Source organism: uncultured Moraxella sp. (genome assembly GCF_945873075.1).
Taxonomy (GTDB): Bacteria; Pseudomonadota; Gammaproteobacteria; order Pseudomonadales; family Moraxellaceae; genus Moraxella.
In genome coordinates this window covers 1-23,256 of sequence record NZ_CAMCBS010000016.1, presented here as the reverse complement: position 1 = coordinate 23,256, position 23,256 = coordinate 1, and the positions used below count along the sequence as shown (strand labels likewise).

The 23,256-nt window shown below is 46.0% G+C and carries 24 protein-coding genes and 1 CRISPR repeat array; of the genes, 2 read left to right on the top strand and 22 right to left on the bottom strand.

What is annotated here, in order from left to right; all coding sequences use genetic code 11:
- Positions 1-102: 102 nt before the first annotated feature.
- From lptB to Q0N89_RS06625, 17 genes are all read right to left on the bottom strand, one after another.
- Complete coding sequence (gene lptB / locus Q0N89_RS06705) at positions 103-828, bottom strand: LPS export ABC transporter ATP-binding protein (RefSeq protein ID WP_078253040.1); 726 nt, start codon at positions 826-828, stop codon at positions 103-105.
- A gap of 18 nt (positions 829-846) precedes the next feature.
- Positions 847-1,374, bottom strand: a complete 528-nt coding sequence (gene lptA / locus Q0N89_RS06700; RefSeq protein ID WP_294034679.1) for a lipopolysaccharide transport periplasmic protein LptA — start codon at positions 1,372-1,374, stop codon at positions 847-849.
- A 22-nt stretch (positions 1,375-1,396) separates the two neighbouring features.
- Positions 1,397-1,975, bottom strand: a complete 579-nt coding sequence (gene lptC, locus Q0N89_RS06695) for an LPS export ABC transporter periplasmic protein LptC (protein WP_294034677.1) — start codon at positions 1,973-1,975, stop codon at positions 1,397-1,399.
- 9 nt (positions 1,976-1,984) lie between these two features.
- Positions 1,985-2,518, bottom strand: a complete 534-nt coding sequence (locus Q0N89_RS06690) for an HAD family hydrolase (protein ID WP_294034675.1) — start codon at positions 2,516-2,518, stop codon at positions 1,985-1,987.
- Complete coding sequence (locus tag Q0N89_RS06685; RefSeq protein ID WP_294034673.1) at positions 2,519-3,496, bottom strand: KpsF/GutQ family sugar-phosphate isomerase; 978 nt, start codon at positions 3,494-3,496, stop codon at positions 2,519-2,521.
- 209 nt (positions 3,497-3,705) lie between these two features.
- Positions 3,706-4,338: an RNA chaperone Hfq gene (gene hfq, locus Q0N89_RS06680; protein WP_294034671.1), complete on the bottom strand. Its 633-nt coding sequence runs from the start codon at positions 4,336-4,338 to the stop codon at positions 3,706-3,708.
- 45 nt (positions 4,339-4,383) lie between these two features.
- A complete protein-coding gene (gene miaA, locus Q0N89_RS06675) occupies positions 4,384-5,520 on the bottom strand; it encodes a tRNA (adenosine(37)-N6)-dimethylallyltransferase MiaA (RefSeq protein WP_294034669.1) in 1,137 nt (378 codons plus the stop codon).
- Positions 5,520-5,969, bottom strand: coding sequence for a tRNA (adenosine(37)-N6)-threonylcarbamoyltransferase complex ATPase subunit type 1 TsaE (tsaE, locus tag Q0N89_RS06670; RefSeq protein ID WP_294034667.1), 450 nt, complete (start codon positions 5,967-5,969; stop codon positions 5,520-5,522). The genes miaA and tsaE overlap by 1 nt, the downstream gene beginning before the upstream one ends.
- A 2-nt stretch (positions 5,970-5,971) precedes the next feature.
- Entirely contained in the window at positions 5,972-6,565 is a 594-nt protein-coding gene (locus Q0N89_RS06665; protein WP_294034664.1) for a 6-carboxytetrahydropterin synthase, read from the bottom strand.
- A 131-nt stretch (positions 6,566-6,696) separates the two neighbouring features.
- Entirely contained in the window at positions 6,697-7,947 is a 1,251-nt protein-coding gene (locus Q0N89_RS06660; protein ID WP_294034662.1) for a saccharopine dehydrogenase family protein, read from the bottom strand.
- A gap of 234 nt (positions 7,948-8,181) precedes the next feature.
- Complete coding sequence (locus tag Q0N89_RS06655; RefSeq protein WP_294034660.1) at positions 8,182-8,916, bottom strand: hypothetical protein; 735 nt, start codon at positions 8,914-8,916, stop codon at positions 8,182-8,184.
- Positions 8,917-9,011: 95 nt separating this feature from the next.
- The gene (locus Q0N89_RS06650) at positions 9,012-10,214 is read right to left on the bottom strand and encodes a carboxynorspermidine decarboxylase (protein WP_294034658.1); all 1,203 of its coding nucleotides are present in this window, start codon (positions 10,212-10,214) and stop codon (positions 9,012-9,014) included.
- Positions 10,215-10,329: 115 nt separating this feature from the next.
- Positions 10,330-10,926, bottom strand: coding sequence for a uracil-DNA glycosylase family protein (locus tag Q0N89_RS06645; protein ID WP_294034656.1), 597 nt, complete (start codon positions 10,924-10,926; stop codon positions 10,330-10,332).
- Positions 10,923-11,342, bottom strand: coding sequence for a PIN domain-containing protein (locus tag Q0N89_RS06640; protein ID WP_294034654.1), 420 nt, complete (start codon positions 11,340-11,342; stop codon positions 10,923-10,925). The genes Q0N89_RS06645 and Q0N89_RS06640 overlap by 4 nt, the downstream gene beginning before the upstream one ends.
- A gap of 6 nt (positions 11,343-11,348) precedes the next feature.
- Positions 11,349-11,624: a hypothetical protein gene (locus Q0N89_RS06635; protein WP_294034652.1), complete on the bottom strand. Its 276-nt coding sequence runs from the start codon at positions 11,622-11,624 to the stop codon at positions 11,349-11,351.
- Positions 11,625-11,733: 109 nt separating this feature from the next.
- Complete coding sequence (gene uvrB / locus Q0N89_RS06630; RefSeq protein WP_294034651.1) at positions 11,734-13,845, bottom strand: excinuclease ABC subunit UvrB; 2,112 nt, start codon at positions 13,843-13,845, stop codon at positions 11,734-11,736.
- Between the two features lie 132 nt (positions 13,846-13,977).
- Positions 13,978-15,294 carry a lytic murein transglycosylase gene (locus Q0N89_RS06625; protein ID WP_294034649.1) on the bottom strand — a complete coding sequence of 439 codons (1,317 nt, stop codon included), beginning with the start codon at positions 15,292-15,294 and terminating at the stop codon, positions 13,978-13,980.
- Between the two features lie 358 nt (positions 15,295-15,652).
- Here Q0N89_RS06625 and Q0N89_RS06620 point away from each other — a divergent pair, with 358 nt between their 5' ends.
- On the top strand, positions 15,653-15,853 hold the full coding sequence (locus Q0N89_RS06620; protein ID WP_294034647.1) for a hypothetical protein: 201 nt from the start codon (positions 15,653-15,655) through the stop codon (positions 15,851-15,853).
- 76 nt (positions 15,854-15,929) lie between these two features.
- Here the strand turns inward: Q0N89_RS06620 and Q0N89_RS06615 are convergent, their stop codons facing one another.
- From Q0N89_RS06615 to prmB, 5 genes are all read right to left on the bottom strand, one after another.
- Entirely contained in the window at positions 15,930-16,331 is a 402-nt protein-coding gene (locus tag Q0N89_RS06615) for a hypothetical protein (RefSeq protein ID WP_294034645.1), read from the bottom strand.
- 294 nt (positions 16,332-16,625) lie between these two features.
- Positions 16,626-17,036 (bottom strand): hypothetical protein, encoded by a 411-nt coding sequence (locus tag Q0N89_RS06610; protein WP_294034643.1) that lies wholly within the window; start codon positions 17,034-17,036, stop codon positions 16,626-16,628.
- 218 nt (positions 17,037-17,254) lie between these two features.
- Positions 17,255-17,719, bottom strand: a complete 465-nt coding sequence (gene ybaK / locus Q0N89_RS06605; RefSeq protein WP_294034641.1) for a Cys-tRNA(Pro) deacylase — start codon at positions 17,717-17,719, stop codon at positions 17,255-17,257.
- A gap of 88 nt (positions 17,720-17,807) precedes the next feature.
- Positions 17,808-18,896: a chorismate synthase gene (gene aroC / locus Q0N89_RS06600; RefSeq protein ID WP_294034639.1), complete on the bottom strand. Its 1,089-nt coding sequence runs from the start codon at positions 18,894-18,896 to the stop codon at positions 17,808-17,810.
- Positions 18,897-18,898: 2 nt separating this feature from the next.
- Positions 18,899-20,008: a 50S ribosomal protein L3 N(5)-glutamine methyltransferase gene (gene prmB / locus Q0N89_RS06595; protein WP_294034637.1), complete on the bottom strand. Its 1,110-nt coding sequence runs from the start codon at positions 20,006-20,008 to the stop codon at positions 18,899-18,901.
- 265 nt (positions 20,009-20,273) lie between these two features.
- On the opposite strand from prmB, the gene Q0N89_RS06590 reads away from it, so the two are divergent.
- Positions 20,274-21,419 carry a cupin domain-containing protein gene (locus Q0N89_RS06590; protein WP_294034635.1) on the top strand — a complete coding sequence of 382 codons (1,146 nt, stop codon included), beginning with the start codon at positions 20,274-20,276 and terminating at the stop codon, positions 21,417-21,419.
- A gap of 246 nt (positions 21,420-21,665) precedes the next feature.
- A CRISPR array of direct repeats spans positions 21,666-23,233; the repeat unit is 32 nt; unit sequence GTTTCAACACACGCTCCCGCATGGGGAGCGAC.
- Between the last annotated feature and the right edge of the window lie 23 nt (positions 23,234-23,256).

Below are 23,256 nucleotides of genomic sequence, written 5' to 3'. Positions count from 1 at the left end.
AAGGCTTTTATTAAGCAGTCCCCAAGAGATTTCTTGGGGATTTTTTTGAAATTCCATAAAAAAGCAGAGACTACTCTCTGCTTTAATTGATATCAAATCATCTCACACCACAAAATCCTTACCCAGATACACCTGACGCACCAATTCATTGCTTAAGATTGCATCTCGATCGCCTTCGGCGATGATTGTGCCTTCAGAGACGATATACGCCTTTTGGCAAATGGATAGCGTTTCACGCACATTATGATCGGTAATCAGTACGCCAATGCCACGCTGCTTAAGCGCAGTAATCACTTCCATGATGTCACCCACCGAAATCGGATCAACGCCAGCAAATGGCTCATCCAACAAGATAAACTTCGGATTAGATGCTAGGCATCGTGCAATCTCACAGCGACGGCGCTCACCGCCTGACACACTCATACCAAGTGAATGACGCACATGCTCAAGATGAAACTCACCCATCAATTTCTCAAGCTCGGCGGTTTGTTGCGACTTTGACAAATCCTTGCGAGTTTGCAAAATCGCCATGATATTTTGTTCGATAGTCAATTTACGAAAAATCGACGCTTCTTGGGGTAGATAGCCGATACCCTGTGCCGCTCGCTCATGCATGGCTTTTTTTGAGATGTCTTTGCTACCAAGCATCACCTGCCCTTTGTCCATCGGTACAAGCCCGATGACCATGTAGAAACTTGTGGTCTTGCCTGCACCATTCGGACCCAAAATCCCAACAACCTGCCCTTGCTCAATCTCAAAAGACACATCTTTGACCACCCAGCGCTGTCCATAGCGTTTACCCAGATGGCGCATACTTAATGTCGTCATGCCTATCTCTCTTGCCGATTAACGCAGGCCACGTTGATTAGTGTCGGTATTTGGTGGGAAAATCAGTTCAACACGCTTACCGCCACCGCCGTTCGCTTCGACATCACCATCTTTTAGGCTATAGCGGATGACATTGCCCGAAAAGCTCGAACCAGCTTGCGTAAGCTTAGCATTACCCGTCAAAGTCACAATGCCCGATACCGCATCATAATCAATGCGATTCGCCTGACCTTTTGCCAAGCCTTTTTCTTGGGTAATGATTTGTTGCATCGTTGCAGGACGACCTGTCGCTACTGCCGAATTGATACTGCGGTTGTTGGTGTTCAGATTAACTGTCAAATTATCCGCCGCAATTTTTAGCGTACCCTGCTCAATCGTCACACTGCCCGAATAAGTCGTCACGCCCGTACGCTCGCTATAGGTAGCACGGTCAGCAAGCAGACGAATCGGCTGATTGGCATCCGATGGCAATGCTGATGCAATCATCGGCGCTGCGACCAAACACGCCAAAAATGCAGATTTGGCAAAATTCAATTTGTTAAGCATAATTAACCTTTGAAATCAATAATTAGAATAATGGTTTATCTTGGCGTTTTGGTGCATTAAATTGCACTTCAATCTTATGAAATTCGTACTCACCTGTGTCGAGATTAGCCTGAAACCCTTGCGCCTTAAAGCTATCAGTACCTTGCGTGACGGTCAATGGCTCAGCACTTTGTAGCACTCGTGATTTGGTATTGCCCGTCAGTGAATTACCCACAATCACCATTTCGGCCTTATCTGTTGTCGCAGCACGTGCCATGCGAAAGCCCTGCTTGAGATTGAGCTCACCGCTATTTTGGTCAAGGGTGGCACGCTCTGCGGTCAGTGTGTATTTTTCACCTTGTGGCGGTTGCCAGTTGATGGTCGCCTTGACCAATTCATCTTCACCATTGGCATTTTGTACCAGCGAGTCTGCCACGACTGTGTATTCAGTTTCGCCTGTCTCAGGATTGGTTTGCACCGCTTCGATCTTGCTTACTTCATAGCTTGTGGCGGTTGGCGCATCAGGAATGGCAGGCTTGATCTCGGATTCAGCTTTGTAATAAAACCAAGTGGCAACGGCGATCGCCACAACGCCAAGCACTGCCAATATACGGAAATTCATGACAACTACCTATTTGAATTGCGCAATAAAGGCATCGTAATGACCTTGTGCGTGCAAAATCAAGTCACACACTTCACGCACCGCCCCATTACCGCCAGCCCTGTCAGTGACAATATCAGCCACCGCTTGCGTCTCGCGGCAGCCATTTGGCACGCTGATACCAAGCCCTGCTTCATGCACTGCCTTCAAATCAGGCAGATCATCACCCATATAAGCACATTCTTCTAGCGACAACCCCAGCGTATCCGCCAAAGCTTGCAGTGCGGTAAATTTATCATCACGCCCTTGAATTAGGTGTGTGATACCAAGCTCACGAGCACGACGCTCAACCATCGGCGATGTGCGACCTGTGATGATAGCAATCTCAATGCCAAAAGATTGTAGCGCCTTGATGCCGACACCATCTTGCACAAAAAATGCTTTGGTTTCAACATCATACGAATTATAAATAATCTTGCCATCGGATAAAATACCATCGACATCCATGGCAAACAGCTTAATCTTTTCGGCTTTTTGTTTGATAGAATCGGTTAATTGCATCATTTAGCTTACCCCTGCTTTTAGCAAATCATGAATACTAATCACGCCAATCAGTCGTTCATTATCTAGCACGAGCAGTTGGCTGATGGCATTTTCGTTCATCACAGTCAGCGCATCAGATGCACGCATTTGGCTCGTGGTGCTTTTTGGTGACTTAGTCATCAGCTGTCCAATTTGTGCGGACAAATCGGTATTTTGCGCAAGCTTACGGCGTAAATCGCCATCGGTAAAAATCCCCACCACTTTATCCGCGTCATCGACAACGACCGCAAGACCTAGGCGACCACCTGTCATCACTAGCAAGGTATCATTGAGACTCGCTGTATCTTTGATAATAGGCAGATTTTCTGTATGCATCACATCTTGGACACGAGTCAATAATTTGCGACCTAAAGCGCCAGCAGGATGCGACAAGGCAAAATCATTACTGGTAAAGCCGCGCGCGTGCAGCAGTGCCACCGCAAGCGCATCGCCGAGCGCCAAAGTCGCCGTTGTACTTGATGTCGGCGCAAGTCCAAGCGGACAGGCTTCTTCAGAACGACCCAGCGTCAAAGCAATATCCGCCGACTTTGGCAATACGCCCCGCTTATCACGGCTGATGCTGATGAGCGGAATGCCAAGCTGTTTGACGACAGGCAGTAGCATACGGATTTCGTCAGACTCGCCCGAGTTTGAGATGGCAATCAGCACATCCCCCTTAACAAGCATCCCCAAATCACCATGCCCCGCTTCCCCCGGATGCATAAAAAACGCCGGCGTCCCCGTGGATGCAAAAGTCGCCGCAATCTTACGCCCGATATGGCCTGACTTACCCATACCTGTCACCACCACACGACCTGAGCACGCCAAAATCACTTGGCAAGCTTGGGTAAATCGCTCATCCAGCTCGCCAATCAATAAATCTAGGGCTTTTTGTTCGGTGCGAATGGCATTGATACCATCTTGGATAAAATCCGTCATCACAGGGGCTGTATCTGTCATAATTGCTTGATATTCATTCAATTAAAAACTGTATGATAGCATATTTTGCGTGTAGATTGATGGCTATTTTGGCAAATTTTCGTCCTGATAACCAAATTTTACATTTGCTCAAAAATCAAAAAAAAACTTGCAAACAGATTTTTGAATCCATTTGCAAGTTAATGTAAAACCGTGTGACAATCAAGTCAGCGATTACAAGTCAGCGTTTATCAGCTTTCGTAATCTTCATCGTCAAATTTGGCGTCCGCTTTGGCATCAAAGCCTTGACGATTAAAACTGCGTGTGTCATTATTTTCAAATGACTTACCATCAAAGCCACGCTCTTCAAAGCCTTGACGGTCAAAGCCTTGGCGTTCAAAGCCCATGCCTGCTGATGGTGTACGCTCAAAGCCTGATTGCATACCACCCATACCGCCTTGATAACCCATACCGCTACGCTCAAAGCCTTGGCGTTCAAAGCCTGACTGCGGTGTACGAGTAAAGCCACCTTGTGGACGACTACCGCCTTGATAACCCATACCGCTACGCTCAAAGCCTTGGCGTTCAAAGCCGCCGCCTTGATAAGTACCGCTGGTCATCACACCAATATTACCCCCTTGATAACCACCCGATACCGGTGCAGAACCCCCTTCGGTGCGTGGGTTGCGTGTTGGTACGACGGTTGAAATGGCGTGCTTATACACCATTTGGCTAACGGTATTTTTTAGCAATACGACATATTGGTCAAATGATTCGATTTGACCTTGTAGCTTGATGCCATTGACCAAAAAAATCGAAACAGGAATACGGTCTTTACGCAAAGCGTTCAAAAATGGGTCTTGCAAGGTTTGTCCTTTTGACATACGACTCTCCACATAAAATAGCTCATGCAATGCAAAAGGCTGTGCCTACAGTTGGTGCGATTGCAAGAATTGCTTTTGTACTTGTTCTATGCTATCAAATGAAGCTATTGTAACATTGGTTATAGTTGGATTATCCATCAAGGCAAGTTGTTTTAGCCAAGTGTATTGGCGTTTTGCTAATTGCCTTGTTGCATATAATGCCTTATTTTTCATATCTTGACAAGATAAATCCCATAAGTTAATCGGGGTTTTTGTCGATTTTTTTGGAAAATTGGCTGAAATTTCAGCGATGATTTGTTCATCTGTCAATTTTGCAAAATTTGATTGATAATACTGATGTATCGTCGGGTGATTGACCACGCACTCGTGGCGAATACGACACAGATGCTCAAACACCTGACGATAACCGACACAGCGCATCGATGGCATATCCGCATCCAGCGTCGGATACTTATTAATCAGCGCAATCACTTCATCCACAAAGCCATCCGCCCACATGATATCCAGTCTGCGACCGATACGCTCATGCAGCCATGCACGATCAGGGGTGACGATGATGCCGTGCCAGTGCCATTTTGGGTCGTGGCTTAGAGCTACTTTTGGGGTATTTTGCCAATGGCTCATTGGCTTACCGGTTTGTAGTAGCACTTCGAGCGCACGGGTGATGCGCTGGGTGTCAGATGGCTTTAGCTTTTGGCAGATGATGGGGTCGTGCGTTTGTAGATAAGCATAAAGCGCGTCGATGCCTTCATCATTTAGCCACTGACTCACCTTTTCACGAACCGACTGGTCGGTTTCTGGTACGCTAGAAATGCCATCAAACAGTGCCATGTAGTACATCATCGTCCCACCGACCAGTAGCGGAATCTTGCCACGCTGATGAATCTCATCAATCAGTCGCTCCACATCCGCCACAAAATTCGCCACGCTATAAGTCTCGGTCGGTGCGATGATATCCACCAGATGATGGGGAAATTTGGCAAGCTCATCAGCGGTCGGCTTGGCGGTGCCGATGTCCATACCTTGATAAATCAGCGCACTATCCACCGATATCAGCTCAAATCGCCCTGTCTGATATAGTTCAAATGCCAAATCCGTCTTACCACTGGCAGTCGGCGACATCAGACAGACGACGCTATTAGGGCTTAGCATCTGATAAGGCGGTAAAGCAGACTGCACCATCATGCGCCCTTGTGTTGATTGCGATGGTCGGTGATGGTCACTTGGCGTGTGTCATCATCAAGTCGTGTCAGATGGATGGTGACATCAGGCGGCGGCAAGATGCTATCTGCACGGCTCGCCCACTCGATGATGACAAGGCTGTTAGGCTCATCAAAATATTCAAAAAACCCAATAAAATCAAGCTCTTCAGGGTCATTAAGACGGTATAAATCCGCATGATAGACAGGCTTGACACCTGCTTTGGTCATGAGTTGATAAGGCTCAACGAGCGTATAAGTCGGGCTTTTGACCGCACCGGTATGCCCTAGCGCCTGTAGCCAATAGCGTGTCAAGGTTGTCTTGCCTGCGCCCAAATCCCCCGACAGCCACACACTGCCTGCGATGTCCATCATCGCAAGCTCATCGGCAAGCTTTTGGGTATCTGCTTCGTTTGCTAAAATGCGCTGCATGGTTATTTGACCTGAAGGCTGACTTGTGGATTATAAAACTTCTCGCCACGCACAAGCTTATCATACATCTGCGGGTCGCTCCACTCGGCTCTCACTTGCTCGCTAAATTCAAAGTCAGCCAGCTCAAGCTTGCCCATTTGTTCATTGACGATATCTTCGGCAAAGCACTGCGCATAGCCCGTCGCCGTCTCATGGACGATGACCGAATACACCGAAACATCCGCTTCGCCATTTTGCATTTGGGTTTGTTTTAAAATTTCATTGACCCAAAAGAAAATCACACGGCTAAACTGCTCAGCCGACGGCGAGACAGGTAGGCTCACCCAGCGTGCGCTAAAGTCTTTGCAAGCCTCAATATAGCTTGGATCATCTTTATCCCAAAAAGTGATGGCATGATCAAAGCTGTCGATGATGTCTTTGATATTACCCTTTAATAACCCAAAATCATAGACCATCTGCCCATGATCCAATCGATGCGCTTCTAAAATCAGCTCGACTTGATAGCTATGCCCATGAATGGAGCGTTTGCAGCGATCCGATGAGCAGTTACGGACGATGTGAGCATTTTCGAATTTAAACAGTTTGCGAATACGCATGGCGTGCCTTTTTATTAGATGAATTTTGTATGATGAATTATTTTTATTATAGCATAAAAAGTGGGTTAAAGATGACAAACGCACTTAAGTTGCCCCAAGTGCGTGTTTGATTCATCCTAGGATTTCACCGATTATACGGCAAATTCTAGCAAGCGATCGCCATCTTTATCCATGATACGAGTTGGCAGGCCCATTTGGTTTAGTAGATTGATAAATGGGCGAGCGTCAAGCTCTTCGACATTGACCATCGTGCCGACATTCCACTCACCAGTGGCAATCAAAATCGCCGCTGCAACCGGTGGCACGCCTGCGGTATAAGAGATACCCTGACTACCAACTTCGCTATACGCTTCTTCGTGATCGGCGATGTTATAAATAAAAATCTCGCCATCCACGCCGTCTTTTTTGCCTTTGACCTTGTTGCCGATACAGGTTTTGCCCTTATAATTTGGCGCAAGGCTCGATGGATCAGGCAGTACAGCTTTGACCACTTTTAATGGCACAACTTCAAGCCCTTCGGCGGTTTTGACAGGTTGCTCTGATAATAGGCCTAAGTTTTTTAGCACGCCAAAGACATTCATATAATGCTCGCCAAAGCCCATCCAAAAACGGATATTTGGCACATTTAGGTTCTTGTGCAATGAATGCAGCTCATCATGCCCTGATAGGTAGCTGTTTTGGACGCCGACTACAGGTAGGTCATCGGTACGCTTGACTTCAAACATCTGATTGGTCTGCCAAGCACGATTTTGCCAAGAATAAACGACGCCGGTAAATTCCCGAAAATTAATCTCAGGGTCAAAATTGGTGGCAAAATACTTACCATGACTGCCTGCATTGATATCAATAATATCAATATCTGTTACAGTATCTGTATCAAAATACTCAACACCCAAACGAGCATAAGCATTCACCACACCCGGGTCAAAGCCCACACCTAAGATCGCTGTCGCCCCTGCTTGTTTAAAGGCATCACGCTTTTTCCATTCGTAGTTCTCATACCACGGTGGCGCTTCGCAAATCTTGGTCGGATCTTCATAAATCGCCGTATCCAGATAATGCGTACCCGTCTGGATACACGCATCCATCACGCTCATATTGACAAATGGTGAGCCGACATTGATGACGATTTGGATGTCTGCATCACGGATAAGCTGCGCCACCGCATCGCTATCTAGTGCATCCAGTGCGTGCGTGTGCAATACCGCATCCCGCTTAAAACTGCCCTTTTCGGCGACGCTCGTTGCAATGGTATCGCATTTTTCTTTGGTGCGTGATGCGATATGAATTTCGCCAAACACATCATTTGCCATCGCACATTTGTGCGCCACGACCTGCGCCACACCGCCAGCACCAATAATCAAAACATTCGGTTGAGTCATGATAAATCCTCCTTTATGCCTAAAAAGATAAGCAAAATCAATATTATGCATGAATTAAAAAGGAAGACTTCAAGGAAAATCCATGCACCCAAAATCCATCAATACCTATGCAAACTCATAAGCTTGACAAAGCATAAAATAATAACGAGTATTTGGCGAATTTTCAACCGTTTGATGATGATTTTATGCCAAATATGGATAATTTTTATGACAAGCTGTTTTTTGGCAGTGTAATCACGATGCTGTGAATGAAACCAGTTCACGCAACCGCTGATAAACTATCAAATCAGTTGGATCGCTTGAGTTTTGGTATTTGACTTTAAATAAATGGCAAAGCGCCAGCACTGAGCGAGACTCAGCTTGAAATAATGTTAATTCTCGACCAAATGGCATCGTCCGAAACGGACTCATCGCCAAAATCACTTCAACAAAGCGTTCTTGGATAAAAGTACGCATCGCCGCTTGATTGCCATCATAGTCTGTCATGGCTCGCAAAGCCTGCCCAAACTCAGTTTCATCTTCTTCGACTAAGCGATAAAACCCATTCGCCAACTGATGCCATGCCTGCCAATAGGATTTTTTGGCAACAATATAATTGCAAAATGCAGAGCTGTAATTGGTTGTTACCAAATTTGTTAAATTAATATTAACATTCAATCGATCCAAAACTTGCTGTGATAACGCCAAAAGTCCAGAGTGTGCTTGATCGCCTTGATAAAATAAATTTTGATGGTAGGCAAGTGCACCATGCCCTACCGATGACAAAAACACATCCACACTATTACCATTTGCATCGATGGCATGGTGTTGAATCAACTGATGCAAATCCTTGCCAAGCACGCCTGTTTTTTCAAAAAACTTCGGTGACAAAAAGCCATAATAAGTATCATCATCAAGGTCATGCGTGTTCAAAAACTGCAAAATCGGATAAAATTCATACCACTGTTTTGGACCGTGCGTATTATTCAATGGGATAAAATCAGGGTCGAGCGACTATTTGGTCGCATCATTATAAAAAATCTGATAGATTTCAACTTTTGGTGTATTCATAAGCTATTCTGCATTTATGACAAGCTGTTTTTATAATCCTCATAATCAAACTGTCGCTGTACGACGACTTCACCGCTTTGACGGATGATGACAATCGACGGCATATCCACGCCATTAAACCAGTTTTTCTTAACCATCGTATAGGCAGCAGCATTGCCAAAGGCGACTTTATCACCGATTTGCAGGGGTTTATTCAGCGTATAATCCCCAAAAATATCCCCCGCTAGGCATGATTTGCCATAGATGCGCACCGCCGTCTCATCGGCTGTCACGCCATCAAAATCACCACCTTTGATGTCATACGCCGTATCATTGACATAGGCAAGTGGTGATGACTGACGATAGATGAGCAAATCTAACATATGTGCTTCAATCGATGCATCCACCACCGCCAAAGGCTTGCCATTGTGCAGTGTATCAAGAACGCTTGTCACCAGCACTGCTCCTTGATGGACTGACGCTTCGCCCGGCTCTAGATAAATCTGCACGCCGTATTTATCGCTAAATTCTTTGAGACGATTGCAAAATTTTTCTAAGGGATAATCAGGGTCGATAAAGTGAATACCGCCACCAAAGCTAATCCACTCTAGACGGTGAAACAGCTTGTCAAATCGCCCTTCGATATCCGCAAGGCTTTGGCTAAATGCTTCAAAATCAGCATTTTCGCAGTTATTATGAATCATCACACCGCTGATGCTATCCGCCACCGCCATGATAGCATCGACATCATGCTCACCAAGTCGGCTAAAGGGTCTGGCAGGGTCGGCGATGATGAATGATGAATTGCTCGTTTGTGGATTAAGACGCAGACCCACAGGGATGTTTTTGGCGGCAGCTTTTTTGCCAAAGCGTACCAATTGATTAAATGAATTAAAAATAATCTTATCGGCATACTCGAGCACTTCATCAATCTCATGCTCACTATACGCCACACTATAAGCGTGCGTTTCGCCGCCAAAGCATTCTTTACCTAGACGGACTTCTTTGAGCGATGACGATGTCGTGCCGTGCAGATAGGGCTTCATCGCATCAAACACGCCCCAAGTAGCAAAGCATTTGAGTGCAAGCAATGCCTTCGCACCGCTGTCTTGGCACAGCTTGTCGGTGATGATAAGATTGTCAATAATCGCTCGTTCATCGAGTAGGTAGTATGGTGTGGGAATCTTGGCAAGTGCTTGTTTTTGCTCTGCTGTCAGACGCTCAAAAAACTGTGACATAACAAAATCCTGTTTGATGTTTTTAATTGACTAAGAAATTTTGGGAATAAATGATGGTTATTTTAGCAAAATTTTGGGTGGGAACAAACCGCTTTTGCCACTTGCTCATGCACCATCAAACACAATCAGAAACCAACGCAAGCCGACCAAGTACCTGCCGATAAGCCATTGCTTTTTTCTCAAGGCTCATCGGATATGCCCGTGATGATGACGGCAGGCGGTACAAGGTGATGGCTTTACCATTTATCATCAAATCCACCGATTGTCCGACTTTTGGTAATGCTTGATTGGGATTTAAATAACGATCACATAAAATTTGCGTAGCTTTTTCGCCTGTGGTGATGATGCTTGTGCAATTGGGTAATTTATCCAAAATACCCGCAACATCCATCGGTGTGATGACTTCTAAGAATTTATCCGATGCGTTATTTTGTAGGCGTTTGACTTGATAAGCGGTATCGCTGATGGCGATGCCTGTACGGTTAAGAAACTGCTCAATTTTATCTTGATAAAAGCTTTTGTCCGTTGTATTGATAAATTTATCTTTATTATCAAAAAATACCAAGCCCATAATCCGCCAAAAATCATTATTAAAATTGGGATAATAAAATGGCATTTTCCAGCGCATCTGTGGCGGTGGGAAACTGCCCAAAATCAGCACTTTGGCATTAGGTGGGGTAAATGGGGCAAGTGGGTGGGTTTCGATGGTCATATCGCTTGGTCAAAAGCTTGGGTTAGCAAGACAAATCCTTGTGCTTTGCTGGCTTTTTTATCAAAAGTCATGACAGGTAAAGCATCGTGCTCTGATGACTTTAAGGCAATGAGTAAATCAGATAAATCAAAGGTATTTTGCCGAGCGTTTTGTAGGCATGCTTTGAGTTTTTGTGAATGCTCAAAATTAAGCATGGGCAATTCCATCAAAGCAAGTAATGCCTCAATAATCTGCACACGCTCCAAACGATAGCTAAATCCCAACACCCAATTAATTTCTATAACCACCAATAAAGACACAAAAGCCTGCCGATTGTCTTTTTCAAGATGGGTTAATAATTGAGCCACTGTCAAATATTGGGACATATCATCTTGGGTCAAAAATCTCACCAATACATTGGTATCTAATGAAATCATAGCACTTTAATTTCCATTTGATTGTGCCGAAAAATACTGAGCAATACCTGCATTCATTTCATCTAGTGTTAATGGTTTTTTGATGTGCGGTGCTAACAGCCCACCAACACGAGCAACCGTATCGCTAATATTGTTTGTGATTTCAGATTGCCCAAGTAATTCAATTTTAATCTGCACTTGCACGCCATCATCAAGATGATATTTATCCAAGCACCATTGTGGCACAGTAATAACACCCTGTTCTATCGGTAAATTAAGCGTAATACAATGAGCTTGTAACATAGCTATCTCCATTTTATCACCTATGATTTTATTGTAGCACAATTAGGGCGTATTGATGTTTCAATTTGGGTAAAATTAGCATTATTTAGCTTTTAATTTACCATTATTTTTACTTCACCATCAACTCTTTTAACGCAAGCATCGTATCACGCACTTTCATCGCTTCTTCAAATTTTAGCTCTCGGGAGAGTGCTTGCATTTGTTTTTCTAGGCGAGCGATTTCTTTGGCAAGTAATTTGGGCGAATGCAAAATACTTTCGTCCACACCTTGCAGTGCTTCAGACAGCACAATGCGCACCACTTCGGTATTTTCATCATCACCTGTATCAATCTTATCAGTGATTTGGCGAGTGGCGGATTTTGGGATGATGCCATGCTCGGTATTGTAGGCGATTTGCTTAGCACGGCGGCGTTCGGTTTCTTCCATCGCTCGTTGCATACTCGGCGTGATGCTATCAGCATATAGGATTGCCTTGCCATTGACATGGCGAGCGGCACGCCCAATGGTCTGAATGAGCGAACGCTCCGAACGCAAAAAGCCTTCTTTGTCCGCATCAAAAATCGCCACCAAGCTCACTTCAGGCATATCCAGCCCCTCACGCAGCAGGTTAATCCCCACCAGTACATCATGCACACCTGTGCGCAGCTCGTGGATGATTTTCATCCGCTCGACGGTATCAATATCCGAATGTAGATAGGCGACCTTAATGCCGTATTCTTTAAGATAACTGGTCAAATCTTCCGCCATGCGTTTGGTCAGTACGGTAATCAGCACTCGTTCATCCACCGCCTTACGCAGGTTAATCTCACCCAGCACATCATCCACTTGTGTCAGTACAGGGCGTATTTCTAGCACAGGGTCAACCAGTCCTGTGGGACGCACCACTTGCTCGACGATTTGTTCGGATTTTTCAAGCTCGTACTGGGCAGGCGTGGCGGACACATAGATGGTCGATGGGGCAATACGCTCCCATTCTTCAAACTTCATCGGGCGGTTGTCCATCGCACTAGGCAGGCGAAAACCATACTGCACCAGCGTCTCTTTGCGACTTCTATCACCCTTATACATCGCCCCAATCTGCGGTACGGTGACATGACTTTCGTCAATAAATAGCAGTGCGTCAGGCGGGATATAGTCAAACAAAGTCGGCGGTGCTTCACCAGCCGGTCTGCCTGATAGATGACGAGAATAGTTCTCAATACCATTACAATAGCCAAGCTGCTGAATCATCTCAAGGTCATACTGCGTCCGCTCTTTGATACGCTGTGCCTCTATCAGCTTATCATTGGCACGAAAATATTCCAACCGCTCGGCAAGCTCAGCTTTGATGGTCTCGGATGCTTCCATGAGCTTGTCTTTGGGCGTGACATAGTGCGATTTTGGATAAATGGTAATGCGTGGCACGGACTTGATTGCCTTGCCTGTCAAGGGGTCAAACCATGAAATTTTTTCCACTTCATCGTCAAACATCGCAATACGCACCGCCAACGACTCACTTTCAGCAGGATAAATATCCAAAGTCTCACCACGAATGCGATAAGTACCTCGCCCAAAGTCCAGCTCATTACGCTCGTATTGTAGTTCCACCAGTCGCTTGATGATGGCATTGCGATCCACACGATCACCCACCACGATGTGCAGCAGCATTTTTAGATAGCTTTCGGGGTCGCCCAAGCCATAAATGGCAGACACCGATGCAATGATAATCGCATCACGACGCTCAAGCAGTGCTCGCGTGGCGGATAGTCGCATCTGGTCAATGTGGTCATTGATGGCACTGTCTTTTTCAATAAATGTATCGCTCGCAGGCACATAAGCTTCGGGCTGATAATAGTCATAATAGCTGACAAAATACTCTACGGCATTGTGCGGAAAAAACGCCTTAAACTCGCCATACAGCTGTGCTGCCAAAGTCTTATTATGCGCCATGATAATCGCAGGTCGTCCGCACTCGGCGATGACCTTTGCCATCGTATAGGTCTTGCCAGAGCCTGTCACGCCAAGCAGTAGTTGCCCTGTCATGCCTGACTCCACGCCCTTGACAAGGCTAGCAATGGCGGTCGGCTGGTCGCCTGATGGCTCAAATTCTGTCACCATATCAAAGGCTTGGCTACTAATTTGTGTGCCTGACGCATTGACACCTGTTAGCTGGGCCTCATCTTGCAGTTGTTTGGCAAGTTGATTGGTCTGAATGTCGGCTCGGGTGGTTGGTTGTCGCATGGTTTTTTTTCTGATGAGATGAGTGAATTATGGTGAATTATGGGGATAAAAGGCGGATTTTAAAACCCCAAAGATGACAAAACTCATAAAAAAAGAGAACGCACTGCATTCTCTTTTTGTCTTAAGCCAAGCTTACCAAATCAAGCTACTTGCCGTGTTTTGGCTGATAAAGCCATCAGGGATTTGACCGTTTGCCGACTGCCAACGAGCAAAAGCCTTGCGAGTATTAGCACCTGCCACGCCATCGACACCGCCTGTGTCATAGCCCAGTTCGGTCAGTTTGCGCTGCAAAGTTTGTACCTGCGTGCGAGATAATGGCTGTTCGTTTCGTGGCCATGACTGCACGATACCGCTACCGCCCGCCATACGCTTGGCAAGTAGTGCTACACCAAGTGCATAGCTTGATGAGTTATTATACACCTTGATAACATCAAAGTTTTTGGTTAAAAGCAGCGCTGGGCCATTTTTGCCTGCAGGTAGCCACAGTTCAGCTTCATGATTACCGCCAAAGCTTTCGCCACCGACGGCACTTAGCCCTGCACTTTTCCATGCATCTAGGCTACGCTTACCGCTATTGAGTAGCGTATAATCAAAGCCTGACGGTAGTCGCACTTCATAAAATGGCGCAAGACCACGCACCCAGCCGGCATTGCCCAGATAGCTTGCTGTTGAGCTTAGTGCATCGGCAGAGTTCCAAGGGTCTTTGTGCCCATCACCATTACCATCAACACCTTCGCTAAGCCATGTCGTTGGGATAAACTGCGTATGCCCCATACCGCCTGCCCATGAGCCTTTTAGCTGAGATAGGTATACATCGCCACGATCTGCCATAGTCGCCATAGCAAGCAACTGGTTTTCGGCAAATTCACGGCGACGACCATCATAAGCCAAGCTTGATAACGCATTCACCAAATCCATCGAACCTGTCGCCGCACCAAATGACGACTCCATGCCCCAAATCGCGGTCGTGATTTCTTTTGATGTACCATACATATTCTCTGCCGATGCAAGCACACTATAATTTTCACTCAGCTTTGATTTACCTTGACTGATACGAGTTGATGAAGCTGCCGACTCGACATATTCCCACGGCATTTTGGTAAATTCCGCTTGGCTGCGGTCAAGGTCAATGACTCGTTGATTTAGACTGGCATTTGCCATCATGCGATTGAGCGTTGCCGAGCCTACACCTTTGGCGGATGCACGGCTAAGAAAATCATTGCGCCACTCATCAAAACTAGCGTAATAGGCTTGGCTTGGCTTTTGGGTGCTCGGCTGAGTAGGTTGTACGACAACTTGACGAGTTTCTTGGACAATGACAGGTTTTGGCGTATCGGCTTGCACGACTTTGATTGGCGTACGTTGTGTCGATGGTTGCGAAGCACAAGATGCCAAAATCAATACTACACTTGCACTCAAGGCACTGCGATAAAAAGTTTGAAAAGTCATAAGTAATACCAGTTAAAATTTCCTTTGCACTTTAGCAAGAAACAAGCAAAAAGTCGATGATTAAATTTTTATGATTTGTTATCGATGCGAAAAATTGTCATCATGGCGCTATACATCCTTGTATTGCTAAAAATAAATAATAAGCAATATCATTTACAAAACACACCACAAACCCATCCAAAGCAACCGTAAACTCACATAATTGCAAAACGCATTTTTGGTTTAATAGTCACATCAACAGAATAGACAAGATTTATCAATAGTTGATACTATCTATTTGATTTTGTTAATTTTAATTTTTTTGGAGACTTTCCATGTAAAAAAACTCATTCTTGCAGCAACTTTATCAGCATTTACCATGACTGCGATGGCAGCACCGCAAACACAGCAACCAGTCAAGCCAAAAACTGAACAGACCGCCAAAAAGCAAGTCAAAAAAACGACAACTAAAAAACAAGTGAATAAGCAAGCTACAAAACAGACCAAAAAAGCGCTACCAGAGAAAGCAACTAAGCCTGCACAAAAGCAAGCTATGAAAAAAGTGCAAAAACAAAAGTAAACCAAATCATAGCAATAAAAAATCCCTTAAAGTTAGATTAAGGGATTTTTTATTGCTATGATTAAATAACTATCACCTATGAAGCAGGCACAATGGTCACTTCGATGGTAAAATCAAGCACATCAGGCTTGGTGCTGATGGCGTCATACTCAACTCGAATCACATGACGCCCACTATCAATCACACGATAAGTACCATTAGCAAAATCAAAATATCTTGGCATGATCAAGCTTGGCTTCATACTATCATTGGTGACACTCACCGATACCGAATCACCAATTTTTGGATAAATAAAATAATCGCACGAACGCTCTGAGATGCTCTCTTGGCGTACAGTCTGAGTGCTATCAACACGCTTTTGGATCAGCCTTGGGCAGACATCGACAGAGTTGCGCGTCGCAAGACTACGATCAGCACTTGGTGCAGCTACTACTTTTGCATTGATAGCATCATCGTGATGCACTGATTGGTCTGTCATCACCCGGCCATCACAAGCAACAAGCGCTGTCATGGTCAGCATCATTCCCAAGTATCGTAAGTAGTATCGTAAATACAGGCTGTTGTACTTTAAATTTTGCAAAACCATTTCCCATTGTGATTCAAGTAACAAACCTGCCTAGTTTGCTGACATGCCGAAAGAAGCTTAGCTGCTTTTTGCCAATCTGTTTTACAATTATAGCACAGTTCTTACAAAAGTAAACAAAAGCCCCAATGCACACCCATTCATCGATGATTGGCCCATTGGGGCTGATGCTAAATTTGCCCCAATGAGTTATTTAGCCAAAAAGCTGGTTGCACACGCATTGATGGTCTTGGCTACCGCTGATGCGACTACTTGGGTGCGAGCTGCAGGGCTAACTGCCGCTTGAGCCACTTCGGTGATGGTGACGCTTTGTGGTGCTTTTTCGCTGACACAGCCACAGATGTTATTTTCTAGTGCGGTTTTTTGGTCGCTGGTTAGCACCAAAGTTGCTGTCTTGTAGATGGTTTGGTTGTTTAGCTCGGTACGGCATTTGGCATCAACCGCTTGTTGAAAAATCGCCATGCCAACATTGGTCGCTGTGCCTACGCCGATTGCCGCTGCATCACCTGCAGTCGTTGTTGCACCTGTTGTGCCTGTGCTGGTTGCACAGCCTGTCATCGCAACCGCTGCCAAAATCGCTGCACCAAAAATCTTTTTCATAACTATATCCTAAAAAAAAATAACGGCAAACCGCCAAAAACTGTATCAAATTTTTCTGCACAAGCTGTCGCATCCGCACAGTTTGCAGGATTGCCATATTAAATAGATTGGTGATAAAACTCAATAGTCCACTACGAACACGATACGCAAAACCACCAATCGCCACAAAAATTTACATCCGTTTACAATTGACAAGCCAATCAGCATCGATGGGATAATTAGTCAATCACATCACAAAATGTCGCCGACAGCACACCTGCCAAATCATCGGGGGCAATGCCAATATCACAGCCACGACGACCGCCACTGATGTAGATTTTGTCAAATGCGGTGGCTGATATATGGATGATGGTTTTTAGGCGTTTTTTCTGCGCAATTGGGCTAATGCCACCGACGATATAGCCTGTGATGCGTTCGGCATCTTTTGGGTCTGCCATTTGTAGCTTTTTGACCTTGAATGCAGTTGCGACTTTTTTGAGATTTAATTTATGATTAACCGGCAAAATCGCCACAAAATAGGTCGCACCATCAGTCACAAGCAAAGTCTTGAACACTTCATCTACGCTTAAGCCCAATGCTTCGGCGGCTTCAAGCCCAAAATCTTGGCGTGTACTATCGTGCTCGTACTCATGCACACTATGTGGAATTTTTTGTTTTTTTAATAAATTAATCGCAGGGGTCATTGCTTTATCCTTGTTATCCTTATCAAAAAAGTTATCAAGCTAGTCAAAAAAACCACAAACACGATGCTTTGTTTGTGGTTTAATCAGGTTAAGCAATCGGCTTAAGCGGTGGCACAACATCGGCATTTTGGGCACGATGGCGTAGATAGTGATCCATCAGCACAATCGCTAGCATCGCTTCGGCAATCGGTGTTGCTCGCACACCCACACAAGGATCATGGCGACCTTTGGTGATGACATCAACCGCTTCGCCTTGTAGGTTGATGGTCTTGCCTGCGGTGGTGATACTAGCAGTGGGCTTGAGTGCAATGGCAACTTTGATCGTCTGACCGCTTGAGATACCGCCCAGAATACCCCCTGCATGATTGGCGGTAAAGCCATCAGGGGTCAGCTCATCACGGCTGTCATGACCAAACTGTTCAGCAACGGCAAAGCCATCGCCAATCTCAACCCCCTTGACCGCATTGATACTCATCATCGCATGGGCAATGTCAGCATCTAGTCGATCAAAGACAGGCTCACCAAGACCTACAGGGACATTTTCGGCAAAAATCTCAAGACGAGCACCGCAGCTTGTCCCTTGTTCACGCAATGAAGTCACTAGCGCTTCAAAGCGTGGCACAGCATCTACATCGCCACAAAAAAATGGGTTATTTGGCACTTCACTCCAGTCAAGCTTATTCGCCTTTTCGGTGCCGATTTGGGTGACATGACCACGGATGACGATGCCTAATTTTTCTGCCAAATATTTTTTGGCAATCGCCCCTGCCGCCACACGCATCGCCGTCTCACGAGCCGATGAGCGACCGCCGCCACGATAATCACGAAAGCCATATTTCATCGTATAGGCATAGTCGGCATGATTGGGGCGAAAAGTATTGGCGATATTGCCGTAGTCTTTGGATTTTTGGTCGGTATTGCGGATTAGCAGTCCAATCGGCGTACCTGTGGTTTTACCTTCAAACACCCCTGAGATGATTTCGACTTCATCAGGTTCTTTACGCTGAGTGGCGAACTTGGATGTGCCGGGCTTTCGGCGGTCAAGCTCGATTTGCAAATCTTCTGCCGACAGCGACAGCCCCGGTGGGACACCATCGACGATTGCCATCAAGCCCACACCATGCGACTCGCCACAGGTGGTGACGGTGAATACTTGTCCGATACTATTGCCTGCCATGATTAGCCCTGCCCTTTGACACGCTCAACTTGACGAGCAAAATCTTCACGATATTCGAGCAGCTCTTCACAGCTGATGGCAAATACACCACTGCCACCTTTTTCGAAGGTTAGCCATTCAAACTGAATCTCAGGATAAGCTTGACGCAATGCCCATTCACTGTCGCCGACTTCACAAACCAGTAAGCCATCACGAGTCAGATAATCAGACGCATCATGCAAGATTTGGTGCACCAAATCCAAGCCGTCTTGACCTGCTGCCAACGCGTGCTCAGGCTCGTGCAAAAATTCAGGTGGCAACTCTGCCATCACCGCTGCATCGACATAAGGCGGGTTGGTGACAATCAGCTCATATTGATTCTCAGCAGGGATTTTGGCGAACAAATCCGACTCAAGCAGATTCACCTGATGTTCAAGCTCATGGTGCTCAACATTCGTCCATGCCACTTCTAGGGCATCTTTATCAATATCAGTCGCATCTACATTGGCATCAGGGAAAGCCTTGGCAAGCGCAATGGCGATACAGCCTGAACCTGTGCACAAATCCAAAATACGCTCAGGGGCAGCAAGCTGTTTTTCTTCTAAACCATGGTCAAAAAACTTATTCTTGCGTGCATCATCGACATCAAAATACGGATAAAACTGCTGATTAATCAGCTCAGCAATCGGCGAGCGTGGAATCAGCACACGCTCATCGACATAAAACGGCAAACCACAGAAATATGCCAAATTAATCAAATAACTGAGTGGCTTACGCTGAATGATACGCTCAGATAGCAGCGTTAGGACTTCTTGTTTTTCGCTTGGCGTGAGCTTGCAGTCCAAGATTTGCTCATCAGCCGACCACTCAAGTGACAATGAATGTAGCACAATCGCCGCCGCTTCAGCAAATTCATCCGTCGTACCCTGCGCCACCACCACATCATATTGGCGAAGCTTAGTCACCACAAAACGGATAAAATCACGAATCGTCACCAGCGACTGCTCTGCTTCACTAAGCTCAGCGTACAACGCCGCAATGTCCGCCTGTGTCAGCTCGCCATTTTCGCTCATGGTGTATTCAAATTCATGCTCAGACAGCTCATCTGCACTAAATTCATTCAAATCAGACATAACAACCCTTATCGTGTGCCATCGCACAAATCTCGTTAAAAAATTGTTTTATTATAAAGAAATTCCTGCCAATTTACCACCAAATTATCTTGGCAATCTACCAATTTTGACATTTACCAAAATCCCACGCCAATCAGCAAGCAAGATAATGCGGTTAATTGGCGTCAATCATTGGTTAATGATTGGTTTTGGGATAAAAAGTTGTTAAACTATCGTGGTTAAACCCATCACAGTTAAACGATGAACAACTTTTTTTGGAAATCCAATGACACACACGATTGATTATTGCTTGCCTGATGGCATGAGCGCCGAGACTTTTTTGGCGGAATATTGGCAAAAAAAACCGCTACTAATTAAGCAAGGCTTGCCTGCACTGGCAGGGATGTTTGAGCCTGAAGATGTACTTGGGCTTGCGCTCGAAGATGGCGTATCAGCACGCTTGATTAGCCAAGATGACACCAATCCCGACCAATGGTCGCTCAAGCAATCACCGCTTAGCGAGCAGGACATTGACCAAGCGCCGACGCTGTGGACGATTTTGGTACAGAATTTGGAACAATGGTCGCCTGAGCTTGGTGAGATGTGGTCGCATTTTGATTTTATCCCAAAATGGCAACAAGATGACATCATGGTCTCGGTCGCACCACAAGGTGGCTCGGTCGGTGCACATTATGATGAATATGATGTGTTTTTGGCTCAAGGCTTTGGCGAGCGTCGTTGGCTACTTGGCAAAATGTGCGATGCCAATACGCCATTTGTCCCCGACCAGCCGATTCGCCTACTCGATGATATGGGCGAGATTATTTTTGATGAAGTGCTAGAAGCTGGTGATGTGCTGTATGTACCGCCGGGGCTAAGCCATCATGGTATCGCCCAAAATGACTGCTTGACTTTTTCATTTGGGTTTCGCCGTCCAAATCTAGTGCAAATCATTGATGAAGTCGCCGATGTCGCCACCAATCACAGCAAGCTGTTTCGTGTGCTGACACTGCCACAAGCCAAGCAAGATGATGCGTTTGAATTAAGCCATGACAGCATTACTGCGATGAAGCAGACGCTGGTTGATTTTATCAATTCACCGCTTGGCGATGAAGTCGTGCGTGATGCTATCGCCGAATTGGTTAGCAAGCGTCAATATGAACTGCTTGCCTTTGAAGATGAACTTAGCCCCACTGAGCTAAAATCACGCCTAAGCGATGGCGAGTGCCTAGCGCTCAACCCTGCGTGTCGCTTTGTTCATGTGGCAAATCAGTGGTATATCAATGGCGAATGCATCTGCCTAAGCAATAGCGAAACCAAGCTACTAGCAACGATGGTCGCAGGCGATGCACTCTCTATCGATGATATCAAGGCGGATAATTTGGCGACACTTGCGCAGTGGCTCAATGATAATTGGTTGATTATGTTGTAAGATTTATAAAAGTGTGGATAATTGCGCATTAGCACACTTAGCCTTTCAACGACTTGCCACAATAAGTATTGTTTGATTTACAAATGCTTATTGTGGATGATTTTGGATGATATTGCTCGGTTTATGGAATTAACCAAACCTAAAGCAATCAAACCCAAAACCATCGCTGAGGTGCTTGCTTATGACAAGTACACCCTCGCGTGGAGGGTGACGAAGGGGGGGGGTCGTCAGCTTTGCCAACAAAAGGTTTCAACACATACTCTCGCATGGAGGGTGACTCCAATTCACCCAACTGTCCTTGTAGTTGTTGGTTGTTTCAACACACACTCTCGCACGGAGAGTGACGTCAAATAACAAAATGGAGAAGAATGTACAGGCAAGTTTCAACACACGCTCCCGCATGGGGAGCGACTTGCCATTGGGCGGTGTGCGGGCGTTATCGTGGTGTTTCAACACACGCTCCCGCATGGGGAGCGACCAGTATCACACAGGTATTTGGCTGATACCCATTGTGTTTCAACACACGCTCCCGCATGGGGAGCGACGGAAAACTCTACATGGCGAAAAAGCTGATACCGTTGTTTCAACACACGCTCCCGCATGGGGAGCGACATTGGATAAAACCTTTCCAATTCTCCTTACGGTGTTTCAACACACGCTCCCGCATGGGGAGCGACTAACTGCCGATTGGTATTCGCCTAGCTCGTCATCAGTTTCAACACACGCTCCCGCATGGGGAGCGACTACAATAATGTATACATAAAGTACATACATTTATTAGTTTCAACACACGCTCCCGCATGGGGAGCGACTATACGTACTAACTATTACAATGCCCAAAATTTTAGTTTCAACACACGCTCCCGCATGGGGAGCGACTACTGGATTGTGTTGTAGGCGATAGCATAATCCATGTTTCAACACACGCTCCCGCATGGGGAGCGACCCCTTGTAATTAAAGGCTTTTTTGATTGTTACTGTTTCAACACACGCTCCCGCATGGGGAGCGACATGGCTAAGAGCAGAAAAGACAAGCTCAAGCAAAAAGTTTCAACACACGCTCCCGCATGGGGAGCGACTGCAAAAAATCAAGCCAAATAAGCTATCGGCAGGCGTTTCAACACACGCTCCCGCATGGGGAGCGACTGTCGCTGTCATGGTCAAAGAATTGGCTGATATGCTGTTTCAACACACGCTCCCGCATGGGGAGCGACCTGTTTGTTCAATCGTAGTACGGGCAAGGCTAGAGTTTCAACACACGCTCCCGCATGGGGAGCGACCAAAAAACCGCCACTACCGCATCACAGGTGATTATGTTTCAACACACGCTCCCGCATGGGGAGCGACCGTAGTAGCAAAGATAGGTTTTATCGATTTTTTGTTTCAACACACGCTCCCGCATGGGGAGCGACCGGTTGCGTGACTGCGTTCGGATAGTACCGTCTTTGTTTCAACACACGCTCCCGCATGGGGAGCGACATGACTTGCTAGAAGATACCAAGATTAACTATCTTGTTTCAACACACGCTCCCGCATGGGGAGCGACTTACGATTAAACGCCTTATGACATCGTTAGCCTTGTTTCAACACACGCTCCCGCATGGGGAGCGACGTTCGTGGTTTGTTGGTGTAGCGTGAAATACGCCAGGTTTCAACACACGCTCCCGCATGGGGAGCGACACGAACTACTTGAAAAACTTTACGGCGTGGAGTTTGTTTCAACACACGCTCCCGCATGGGGAGCGACTACGGCTTGGCGCTTGCCCTGCGTGCAGAATTGGAGTTTCAACACACGCTCCCGCATGGGGAGCGACGATAAAGCTGACAAAAACGGTGA